This window comes from Candidatus Propionivibrio aalborgensis (genome assembly GCF_900089945.1).
Taxonomy (GTDB): domain Bacteria; phylum Pseudomonadota; class Gammaproteobacteria; order Burkholderiales; family Rhodocyclaceae; genus Propionivibrio; species Propionivibrio aalborgensis.
Genome location: NZ_FLQY01000290.1, coordinates 44,723 through 56,319, shown reverse-complemented (window position 1 = coordinate 56,319; position 11,597 = coordinate 44,723). Strand labels below are relative to the sequence as shown.

At 62.7% G+C, this 11,597-nt stretch carries 7 protein-coding genes; 5 read left to right on the top strand and 2 right to left on the bottom strand.

Annotated features, from left to right (window positions below; genetic code table 11):
* Nucleotides 1-1,375: glutamine--fructose-6-phosphate transaminase (isomerizing) (glmS, locus tag PROAA_RS13260; RefSeq protein ID WP_186411793.1), on the top strand; the 1,375-nt coding region annotated here is incomplete at its 5' end.
* A 187-nt stretch (nucleotides 1,376-1,562) separates the two neighbouring features.
* Here the strand turns inward: glmS and PROAA_RS13255 are convergent.
* Nucleotides 1,563-2,252, bottom strand: coding sequence for an FHA domain-containing protein (locus PROAA_RS13255; RefSeq protein ID WP_186411792.1), 690 nt, complete (start codon nucleotides 2,250-2,252; stop codon nucleotides 1,563-1,565).
* A 2-nt stretch (nucleotides 2,253-2,254) separates the two neighbouring features.
* On the bottom strand, nucleotides 2,255-3,091 hold the full coding sequence (locus PROAA_RS13250) for a PP2C family protein-serine/threonine phosphatase (RefSeq protein ID WP_186411791.1): 837 nt from the start codon (nucleotides 3,089-3,091) through the stop codon (nucleotides 2,255-2,257).
* A 154-nt stretch (nucleotides 3,092-3,245) separates the two neighbouring features.
* Between PROAA_RS13250 and PROAA_RS13245 the strand changes: the two genes are divergently transcribed.
* The 4 genes from PROAA_RS13245 to PROAA_RS13230 all read left to right on the top strand — a co-directional run bounded on the left by PROAA_RS13245 (nucleotide 3,246) and on the right by PROAA_RS13230 (nucleotide 11,502).
* Nucleotides 3,246-4,616, top strand: a complete 1,371-nt coding sequence (locus PROAA_RS13245) for a serine/threonine-protein kinase (RefSeq protein ID WP_186411790.1) — start codon at nucleotides 3,246-3,248, stop codon at nucleotides 4,614-4,616.
* The gene (locus PROAA_RS13240; protein WP_245664276.1) at nucleotides 4,613-4,843 is read left to right on the top strand and encodes a heavy-metal-associated domain-containing protein; all 231 of its coding nucleotides are present in this window, start codon (nucleotides 4,613-4,615) and stop codon (nucleotides 4,841-4,843) included. The genes PROAA_RS13245 and PROAA_RS13240 overlap by 4 nt, the downstream gene beginning before the upstream one ends.
* A 496-nt stretch (nucleotides 4,844-5,339) precedes the next feature.
* Complete coding sequence (locus PROAA_RS13235) at nucleotides 5,340-8,078, top strand: M64 family metallopeptidase (protein ID WP_222102269.1); 2,739 nt, start codon at nucleotides 5,340-5,342, stop codon at nucleotides 8,076-8,078.
* Entirely contained in the window at nucleotides 8,071-11,502 is a 3,432-nt protein-coding gene (locus PROAA_RS13230; RefSeq protein WP_186411788.1) for a DUF6603 domain-containing protein, read from the top strand. Before PROAA_RS13235 ends, PROAA_RS13230 begins: the two co-directional genes overlap by 8 nt.
* Nucleotides 11,503-11,597 lie beyond the last annotated feature (95 nt).

The following is an 11,597-nucleotide window of genomic DNA, read 5'->3' as shown; positions in this document are numbered from 1 at the left end:
GCAGGGCGCTTATGCCCTCGCCGTCCTGCGCGAATCCGAACCCGAGCATGTCGTGGTGGCCCGAGAAGGCTCCCCGCTGCTGCTTGGCCTGGCCGATGACGGAAGCTATGCCGCTTCCGATGCGTCCGCCCTGCTGCAGGTAACGCGCCGTATCGTCTATCTGGAGAATGGCGACTGTGCCGAGCTGTCGCGCGACAGTTACCGCATTACCCGCGTTGACGGCTCGCCAGTCGAGCGCGTGGAGACCGAGTCGCACCTTTCCGCCGATGCAGTCGAGCTTGGCCAGTATCGTCATTACATGCAGAAGGAAATCTTCGAACAGCCGGTCGCACTATCCAACACGCTTGAGATGCTCGGCGCGGCGCGCAGTATCCAGCCCGGACTGTTTGGCGCTGACACCGAGTCGATCCTCAAAGACGTACGGCAGGTGCTGATCATCGCCTGCGGCACCAGCTACCATGCCGGCCTGGTCGCCCGTTACTGGCTCGAAGCGATCGCCGGAATTTCGTGCAACGTCGAGGTGGCGAGCGAATACCGATACCGCGAATCCGTTCCCGACCCGCAAACGCTGGTCGTCACGCTCTCGCAGTCGGGTGAGACGGCCGACACACTGGCCGCACTGCACCACGCAAAATCACTCGGCATGAAGCATACCCTGTGCATCTGCAACGTTCCCGAGTCGTCGCTGGTACGCGAGAACGCGCTGCGCTTCATCACTCGCGCCGGCCCTGAAATCGGCGTCGCATCGACCAAAGCGTTCACCACACAGCTTGCCGCGCTCTACCTGTTGACCCTGATCTTCGCCAAACTACGCGGCCGACTCACCGAGCAGGCCGAAGCCACCGAATTGCAGGCATTGCGTCACCTGCCCGTTGCGGTAGCCAAGGTGCTCGAACTGGAACCGCTGATCCGCGAATGGTCCGAGCACTTTGCCATGAAGCAGGACGCCCTCTTCCTCGGGCGCGGACGGCACTACCCGATCGCACTTGAAGGCGCCCTCAAACTCAAGGAAATCAGCTACATCCACGCCGAAGCCTATCCGGCCGGGGAGCTGAAGCACGGACCGCTGGCATTGGTCGACAAGAACATGCCGGTGATTGCGGTGGCGCCCAACGACGCACTGCTGGAGAAGCTGAAGTCCAACCTGCAGGAAGTTCGAGCGCGAGGCGGCGAGCTTTACGTGTTTGCCGACGCCGACGGTGAAATGGTCGCTGCCGACGGACTGCATGTCATGCATCTGCCAGAACATTACGGTCAGCTCTCAGCCCTGCTGCACGTCGTTCCCCTGCAATTGCTGGCCTATCACGTCGCACTGGTACGCGGGACGGACGTCGATAAACCGCGTAATTTGGCAAAATCGGTCACTGTCGAGTGATTCGGGTCAGAGGTCGGCCATGATTGAGCGAGACAAATAAAGTCCGTCGCGGGTGTTCAGGCAACAAAATTGTGAGTTTCTCAACAGGTTCGTCCGATCTATCCTGAAATCCGTGTCTGTTACCCTGGAAACGATCGAACGCCTGCCGCTCCAGATCGCCGCCTGAAGCGGCTTGCAGACCAGATCTTTATGCTGGTGGTTCAAGCCGGAATTCGAGCCGGTAGCCGGCGGCTTCGATCAGGTCGCCGTCGCGCAGTGCCTGCGGCTCACGGCCAATCGACTGCTGGTTCAGCAGTGGCAATCGGGCGCCTTCGACGTGTGTGAGAAAAAACCCTTGCGGTCGCCTTGCGATGACGATGAGTTGCTCACCGGGAATGCCGAAAGTAACAACCACGCGATCAAGACGAACACTTTCGCCCGCGTTGTGCTGCCCCGATCCGGCCAGCACCTTGATGCATCCCTCCGGCAAGCGCGCTCTGGCGGTGCGCGCAACCGGCACGGAGACGACAGGCGCATTCTCCGCAGGTGCACGGTGGCGCGGCAGCACCTTGATCAGCATGGTGCGTTCAAGCTCGACGTCGGCCGCCACGCCCGAACTCATGTAGCGCAGATGGTAGCTGCCCAGTTCGATGACGTCGCTGTGCTGCAGGATTTGCCGGGTCAACGGGCTACCGTTGAGCAGGGTGCCATTGCTGCTTTGCAGGTCTTCGGCGATCTGATCCTTGCCGACGGTAACAATGCGCGCATGCTCGCGGCTGAGCAACGGATCGTTGATCACGATGTCATTATCCGGCCCGCGCCCGATGGTCAGGCACGGCTTGTCGACGAAGTACTGGTTGAGGACTTTGCTGTTCAGGGTGAGTATCAGTTTGGCCACGTTTATCGCTCCGCTTTTCCGGGCATCAGCCGGCCGAGCAGGCGGCTGATCCAGCCCCTCGCGCCGGCTCCGGCCTCATCGGCCAATACGCGCACCAGGGCGACGGTGATGTTGTCGTAACCACCATTGTCGTTGGCGAGCTGGGCCAGATGGCTGGCGGCCAGCGGCAGATTGGTTTTCAGCGAATCGACAATGAGTTCGATATCCTTTTCGTCAACGAGATCGCTCAGGCCGTCGGTGCACAACAGGAAAACATCGCCGCTGCGCAGCGTTTCCTGCTGCAGATGTACCGTCACCGCCGGGGCGATGCCAAGCGCCTGCGTGACGAGATGGCGATTGTGCGAATCAGCGGCATCTTCTGCGGCGATTACACCGAGTTCGATCTGGTCGTGCAGCAGCGAATCATCACGCGTGAGCAATTGAAGCCGGCCGCTACGCAGACGATAGATACGTGAGTCGCCCACATGCGCGAGCGCCACCTGCTCACCGTGGAAGAAGGCCAGCGCCAGTGTTGTACCCATGCCGCTGCGTCCGGACTGTGGATGGGCGGCCGCATGGATCGCACTGTTCGCCTCGGCGATAGCCTGCTCGGTCAGCGGCAGCGCTGCCGGCTGCGGCACACCTGCGCTGAAGCGCCCCAGCGTGGCGCGCAGACGCCCGAGCACCCGATCAATCGCCATGCGGCTGGCCACATCGCCGGCACGATGGCCACCCATGCCGTCGGCGACCACGGCAATGCCGTACTCGTGATCGACGGCAGCCGCATCTTCATTGACCGCGCGCACCCGGCCGGATTCGGACAGGCTGACGGCTTCAAGACGGTACGCTGCAGTTTTCAAGATATGGGACCGGGTAGCAAGACGAAGGGAAATACAACAGAATGCAAATTCTAGCATTCTCACCCTGGATTCCTGACCGCCTTTGCAGGCGAAATCGAAGTCTGCGCTTGCGGCACATCACTTTCATCATGCACACATACTGCTCATCCAGCCAATGCCACTCACGCACCTAGGTCGCTACAGAATCACCGCTACGCTGGGGCGCGGTGCCATGGGTATCGTTTACCAGGCGCACGATCCGCTGATCGAGCGTACCGTGGCGATCAAGACGATCAGTTTCGCCGGCCTCACGCCAGAAGAATCCGGGGAATTCGAGCTGCGCTTTTTTCGTGAAGCGAAATCGGCCGGGCGACTCAATCATCCGAATATTGTGACGATCCACGATATCGGGCGCAGTGACGATCTGGCCTTCATCGCCATGGAGTTTCTCTCTGGCCGATCACTGCGCGAGATGCTCGATTCAGGCGTGGTACTGGCACCTGAGCGCATCGCCGAAATTGCCGCCGAGATCGCCGACGGGCTGGCTTTTGCCCACGCCAACGATGTCGTGCATCGCGACATCAAACCGGCCAACATCATGGTGCTCGACAACGCTGCGGTGAAGATCGCCGATTTCGGCGTCGCCCTCCTGCCGAGCGCTTCGCAGACGGTAGCGGGCACGGCTTTCGGCTCACCGAAATACATGTCGCCGGAACAGATCGCCGGGCAGAAGGCTGATGGCCGTTCAGACATTTTCTCACTGGGCGCCCTGCTCTACGAAATTCTGACCGGGCACCCGCCTTTTAGCGGCGACAACCTCAACGCGGTTCTCTATCAGGTACTGAACAGCGTGCCGCCCCTGCCCTCAAGTTGCAACCCGCGCCTGCCGGCCAGTTTCGACCGGATCGTTGCCCGCGCCCTGGCCAAAGACCCGGACAAGCGCTATCAGACAGCCGCCGAGATGGCCGCCGATCTGCGCAACTATCGTGGCGCCCCCGGCTTGATGCCGCAGAGAAAACATGTGGATAGCGTGCCGATGGCAGCGGCAAAACCTGCCGCCGGGAATTCTATTGATGTCACCCTGCAAATCACGACCGTTCCTCCGTCAGCATCGGCGCCCGGCAGCGGATCGCGCGCCCTGCGCTACGGCATACCACTGGCCGCACTGGTGCTGCTCGCCGGCGGATTGCTGCTGCGCCCGAGTACCCCGCTGCCGGTAGCCAACAGCCGCAGCACGGTGCTTAGCCCATCCGCCACAGCACCGGTAGTTGTCGAGCAAAAAACTGAAGAGTCAAAGAAAACCGAGCAAGTGCCCAGCGCAAAACCGCCTGTTCAAGCCCGAGAACCAAAGGCTGCCAGCGACACCACCGTCGTGGCTAAAAATCGCCAGTCCTCCAGCAATTGGCAAACAGCCTTGCGTGCCGATCTGGCCGCTTGCAATCAACTCGCCTTTTTCAAGCAGGTCATTTGCGCTGAAAAGGCACGCTGGAAATACTGTCCCGGGCGCTGGGGTAGCATTGAGGAATGTACTACCGAGAAAAAATGAACGGCAAGCAAGGAGATTTCATGGAAACCGCTATTTTCAGAATCAGTGGAATGAAAAACGAAGAATGCGTGCGTGCCGTGGCCAACGCGATTCAGGATCTGCCAAGCATCGGCCAGATTGTGGTATCGCTGGAAAAAGGTGAAGCGCATGTCGAGCATGGCCGCTTTGTCAGCCCGGACGATATTCTCCAGGCGATTGTGGACACCGGCTATGAAGCAGATTACTGAGCGGCTTCGTACCTGGCTGAAAGAGCCTTGATGCCACGTAGCACCCACCCTGAAGGACACCGCAGCAATCGCATCGGCTGGTTTTCGACTGTAAATGCAACTGCGGAGAGCTTTCGTCGTTTGGCGGCAGGTCAGTTTTCGACATTCCACTCAACGCCATAATAATCAGCTGACTTCCAACCTGCATGGATTCTTGACCTCAATTTTCGACTTTAATTGGTCGGAACACATGACTGATCGCTGCAATTTTAGTGTGCGATGCAATTAAGAACTGTCGCCATTTGCCCGTGAAATCCCGGGCGATCCACACGCTCAATTCGAGGCAGCAATTCAATGGCACAGAACGCCATGGAAAAGCCCCATTGAATTTCCCGCACCGCGCCGGTAGAGTGTCTGTCATTTCCCGCTGAGTTCAAACGCGATGGCAGTTGTCACCGGATTCGCATGGTCACTCGAATGTGATATCCATGTTCTCAGCGGGATGACGACTTTACCGTTGCGTGACCTCCTTACGGTGACGATCGACAACGAACTGTCCTTGCCAATCGGAGCCTTGGCCCCCTCGCTCCAGACGGCGGTGGGTCTGGGGAGCGTCTCCCTCGAACCTGAATTCAAGCGCACGCGACCCGACACGATGACGGCACAGGGCAAGACGCTTGTTCACGGCAACGGCATTGACTTCGAGCTCGAAACCGGCCGAGTGATCGCGCTGCCCGTGGCTACCGGGCAGCGACGGATGCGCAACTTTCTCGTCTGGGCGGAGCTTCAGATCGTCGAGTACATCAAGGACACGGAAGAGATGCCGGTCGGGGACGACCGCTCGGCCCTCGGTGTGCCGGTAGTCGTTGAGGTAACAGTGGGCGGCGGTAATAGTGGCAGCAACAGCAGCAGCACGGGGCCAGCGACACCCATCGCAAGAACAGCGCTCGCGGTCATCCGCATCCATATCCATGATCGGATCCGGAAGTGGTGGCCGACACCCGAGAAGATGCGCGTCGTCGCCCACAGTGCTGGCGCATCGCCCCGCCTGCTCGCTGATTTCGACGATGGCGTGGCCGCCGACATCACTGAGTGGCCAAGCGTGATCGAAGGCTTGGGCCTCACGTGGACCAGCGCCAACCCGGCGCGTGTCCAGGTTGACGCCACATCGGGACGGTTGCGCAGCACGGGTACGCCGTCGCCAAGCCCCGTCAACATTCAGGCGACGCTGAACCACCCAGCATTGCCCGCCGGATTCGCGCCGTCAGCACCGGTGCGCGCGCATGTAGCCGCGGCGTGGCCCCTTCCGCGGCCGGTAAGCTTCATCGCGGGACCCGGACCGCAGCACTTTGAGTCCGCGACCAACATCCTGTTTCTCGCCGATGGCTTTATTGCGGGCGAGGAGGCGCGCTTCCGCGAGCTGGTGGCACGCCTTGCCGACCCGATCGTTTCGCGCGAGGACATGCAGCCGTTCAAGCTGCTGCGCGAGTCGATCAATTTCTGGGGGCTATTCCTGGCATCGGAGGAAAGCGGCACGACGCTGCTGAGCGAGCACTTGGCGCCCCTGGGGAATGCCCCGTTCAAGCTGGACGAGGTGCCCGATACGGATCTGGAAGATACAGCCGGCGCACTCACGCTGGAGCGGTTGATCCGGTTCCTCGGACTGCCGGTCCTCGTTGATTTCGGCGTCGGTGAGTCCGACTCCGCGGCCTTTACAAGGCTGGTGCCACTGCTGGCGAACGATTTCGTGCTGCCGTTACAGTTCAACAACATCGATCTAGCTATGTTCGCCGCTTGGCGCCGGCTTGCGGGTCGTAGCCTCGTCGAATCGCGCGACACGCTCTTCGCCGTGCAGGCTGGGGGACGCCCCTTTGTGGGTCGGAGGCCGCCTCATTCGCCGTCATTGGATAGTCGCCGGATCGAGGATGGCGACATCGCAGCGTTGGTGGGCGCGCTTTATTGCGACGTCAAGGACGGCGGGGCGCCACAACGCTTGCCGGTGGGCCGGGTATGGGAGCGTCCGTCGCCGGTCCGGCGCGGCAAAGACGCCGGCCTCGTCTGCGTGCTGAGCCGGGCGTCGAGTTTCGGTGCGGTGACGGTAACGGATACCGTGTTCGGTCCGAAACATGTGCTGGCGAAGCTCTGGCGCTACAACGGTACTGAGGATGAGATGGCGGCGCGCCAAACCGGACGGGCGACCTTCGTGCTGCGACCGTCAATGGTCAATCCGGCCCACGGCGCGTCTCCGAACATGGTGCTGCCGATCATGCATGAGCTCGGCCATGTCTTCGGCCTCGTGGACGAGTACGGCGGCAAACGTCCAACAGATCAGGTGGATCCCCCCAAAGCGTTCCCGAACGGCCAATGGCGATACGAGCTGTTCCGGCGCTCCGGCGATCCGCTGGGTCCTTACGATGCTCCAACGACGCTCCCTACCGACCAACGGATCTCGCCTTCAAAGATTGTCTGGGCGGCGTGGGCTCGCCTGCGCGCGGCCGGCGAACTGGTGGCACGGCCAGAGATCGTCGGTACGACCGTGCATGTCCAATTGCGCAAAAAGCATGCTCGCGACTTCGCTCTCGATATGCAAGTCAAGATTCGGCAGCGCCCGCTACTCGGACCCACCGGAACCCGGAGTTCACCCGCGATGCGCATCATTGACATTGACATCACCAGGGACGAAGTTCAGCTTGAGTGCCACCCGAACTTCACGCCGGCCGATACCTACGATTTCGACGTTCTCCCGAGCAGGCTTGCGCCAGTGTTGATGCTTCCGCTGCGGCGTCCGGGCAGCGAACCCCTGGCCAGGCGGGAGCAGCCACTCGTTGCCCCGGAAATCCTCGCGCACATTGGCGAGAGCGGCGGCCCGCTGAACGCTGCGGCGAACAATCCGATGCGACCCTGCACGGCGGCTAGTTCTCCCGTCGCTCCACAGTTTCCGAGTAATCTACCCGCAACACTAACCCGCACGCCGGAAATGGAACGTGCAACGTTCCGCCGGCACAACATCGTCGGCCTCTACCAGGGCGGTCTCGGAGTCGATTGCGGCGCCTATCACCCGGCGGGCGATTGCATGATGCGCGGCGCAATTGAAGAGCCCAGAACACAGTCGATATTGTCGGCGGATACGGCCGAGTATCGGCCTTTCTGTCACGTTTGCCGCTACTGGTTGGTCGATCGCATCGATCCTTCGAAACATCGCGCGCTCGATGATCTCTACGATCCGAGCTACCCCGGGCCACGCCCTTATGAGTGAGCGCGACACCCTCGCCGCGATCGCTGAGCATCTCGCACTCGCCTTCGCGCCACTACGCGAGGCGACGGCCGATCTCGACTCCTTCGTCCGCTTTATGCTACGGCTCGGCTGGTCGGTCGAATCGCTGCCGCAGGACTTCGTCGATCTCGGCGGCAATGCCGCGCAGCTGGCGATCGCCGTCGAAGCCCTGATCGACGATCCCGATCCAGAGACCGTCGAGGCGACGTTCACAGCGCTGCGCAGCCTCGTTACGGCGATTGACGCGGTCGATTCCGCCGGTGCACCGGTCGGAGTCGACCCCGCCACCTTTGCTGCGGAAGTCGGCGAGCGTCTCGGCGAGCAGTTGCTGACCGATTATCTCGTCGCTGCCTGGCCCGGCGTGAGCCAGGCGCTCGAGACGCTCGGCATTCTCGTCATCGACTATGTCGACGAGACCGCCACGCGTCCCGGCCATATCCGGCGTAGACTCGATTACAACCAATTCGGAACCCTGGTCAGCGATCCGCTCGCCGCGCCGCGGCGCATATACGGCTGGGGCACGCCGGATATCGACTTCCCCCGGCTCGCCTTCCACCTCATCGAAATCATCCGCGCCCTCGGGCCGGCGGCAATGCTCGGTCGGGTCCCGGTTCCCCTCGCGCGGAGTTTCGCCGGCCCGGATGGTATGCCGGGCATGATGCTGCGGATTCCACTGGTGGACACCGAGGTGGCCGGAATGCACGTCGAGATCGGCCTGTCATTGCTCGAGCTCCCTCCGGAGGCGGGCAAACTCGGTGGCTTGGTCCTGCTGCCACTGATCCCGTCGCAGGTGCAGCGCTCGATCCCCTTGAGTAGCGATGTGTCGCTCGAGATCGGCGCGGCATCGAACATCGCGCAGAGCTTCGGCGTAGTGATGCGTCCGGACGCGATCGCCTTGCGCTATCCAGGCGCTGGTGCCGCACCCCCGACCCTCGATTTCGATGCAGCGTTGCGCTACGCCCCGCGGACGCCGCGGCGTTTGGTCGACGTCGGCGGCGCGGTTGGTATCGAGCTGGGCGGCATGGCGGTCGCGCTGGCGATCGATGCCGCAGCCGCTGACAGCGAGGTGGCGCTCAGTCTGGATCTCGACGGCCTGGCGATTGCGATTGGCGGCGGCAAGGTCGACGGGTTTCTCGCCAAGATGCTGCCCGGCGGCGGCCTGCGCGTGCCGATCGATCTTGGGCTGAGATGGTCGAGCCGTAGCGGGGTGAGCTTCCGTGGTGGTGCGGGCTTCGACGTGACCGTCAAGCCCGATCTCGCGCTTGGCCCGATCAAGGTCGATGCTGTGCGCGTGGCGCTTGCCGCCGATGCGACGAACCAGTCGACACCGACACTGCGCGCCTTTGCCGCGGCAGTGTTTTCCGGCAAGGTCGGGCCGGTGCGCTTCCAGGTCACCGAGATCGGCTTCCAGCTCGCGGTCGAATTCCGCCCCGGCAACGCCGGACCGGTCGATCTGACCATCGGCTTCAAGCCGCCGACGGGGGTCGGTCTCAAGATCGACGCTGGCCCCGTGTCCGGTGGCGGCTACCTTTTTTTCGACCACGACGCCGAGCAGTACGGCGGCATCGTGCAGCTTTCGATCAAGAAAAAGATCGCGCTCAATGCCATCGCCCTGCTGACGACGCGATTGCCAGGACTGCCGCCGGGACAGAGGGGCTTCTCCCTGCTGCTGATCATTACTGCCGAGTTCCCGCCGATGCCGCTCGGCTTCGGTTTCACGCTCAATGGCATCGGCGGGCTGATCGGCATCAACCGCACGATGATGCTCGATCCGTTGCGCGACGGCGTGCGCGACCGCTCGATCGAGGGGATCCTCTTTCCGCAGGATCCCCTCGCCAACGCAGCAAGCCTGATCGGCGCCTTGCAGCGGATATTCCCGCCGGCCGAGGGCCGCTTCGTGTTCGGACCGATGGTCAAAGTCGGCTGGGGCCCGACGCAACTCATCACGATCGAGGCGGCGCTGATTCTGGAACTGCCCTCACCCTTGCGCCTCGTCCTGCTCGGACGCATGCGCGCGGTGCTGCCCGACAAAAACGCGGCAGTCGTCGATTTGCGCCTCGACGTCGTTGGCATCCTCGACTTCGATCAGAGCGAGGCGTCCATCGACGCGTCTTTCGTCGACTCTCGTCTGGCCGGCTTCACGCTGACCGGCGACATGGCCCTGCGCCTGGGCTGGGGTGCGACCAAGGCCTTCGCGCTGGCGGCTGGCGGCTTCAATCCGCGCTTCACGCCACCGCCGGGATTTCCCGTGCTGCGCCGCCTCTCGCTGTCGCTCGCCGACAGCGAGAACCCGCGCTTCCGGCTCGAGAGCTATCTCGCGCTGACGGCGAACACGATCCAGTTCGGCGCTCGAGCTGAACTTTCGGCGCAAGTTCAGACCGCCATCGGCGATCTCGGTGCCGCAGCGATGATCTTCTTCGACGCGCTGATCGAACTCGATCCTTTCGGTTTCATCGTCGATCTCGGCGCCACGATCGAGGTCACGCTCGGCGGAAGACCACTGATCCAGGCTCAGCTGATGGCAACGCTGAGCGGCACCAAGCCGTGGCATGCCGTAGGCTTTGTCGAGGTCGTCTTCCTCGGCCGCCATCGCATTCCGTTCGAGGCGCGCGCCGGCGACCCGCAGCCAACCACGCTGCCGATGATCGACCTGTTGCCCAAGCTGACAGAGGAGATCGCACGGTTGGAGTCCTGGATCACGTTGCCACCGCCCGAAGCGGCCGACATGGTTGTCCTGCGCGATGCCGGGGCGAGTGGCGCCGCCCTTCTCCATCCGCTGGGCGGCGTCGCCCTGCACCAGCGTCTGCTGCCCTTCGGCAAGCGCCTCGCACGTTTCGGCTCTGCGACGCCGGAAGGTGGAGGGGCAATGTTCGTGCTGAAGGAAATCGTCGTCGCTGGCCGCAGCAACACAGCGGCGCCATTGCTGGACGACTTCGCTCCTGGCCAGTACGAGGCGCTGAGTGAGGACGAGAAGCTCGCGCGCCCCGCCTTCGAGCGCATGCAAGCCGGGGGCGAGGCAACCACTTCGCTGGCGATGCGGCTTCCTGCCGCCGATCCGCGCACGGGGCTCCTCGGTACGCACATCGCGATCGACTACGAGGAACGTGTCATCGACCAGATCGCGCGTCCATCGCGTATTACACGGCGCCGCAAAAAGCCCGTGATGGCGACCGGATTGATCGCGGCGATGGCCGATGACGGCATCCGTGGCGACCTCCAGTTCGATGGCCCGAAGGATCGTGCTATCGCGGTGCCGGGAGAGCGCTGGCGCGCAGCAAACGCGGATCACCTCGACGCGGTGCCGGGCGGCACCGTTGGCAGCGCTGCCGAGGCCCAAGATCATCGCCGGCTGGGCGGCCGGCCAGCGGACGCGACGACCGTAATCGCGATCCATGAGGCGGCTTGAGCGATGAGCTACCGCTTCCTTCGTCATCTCAGGCTCGGCGTCGGCACACTGATCACGCAGCGCGAAGGGGATGCCGTCATCGTCGCCAGACCTGC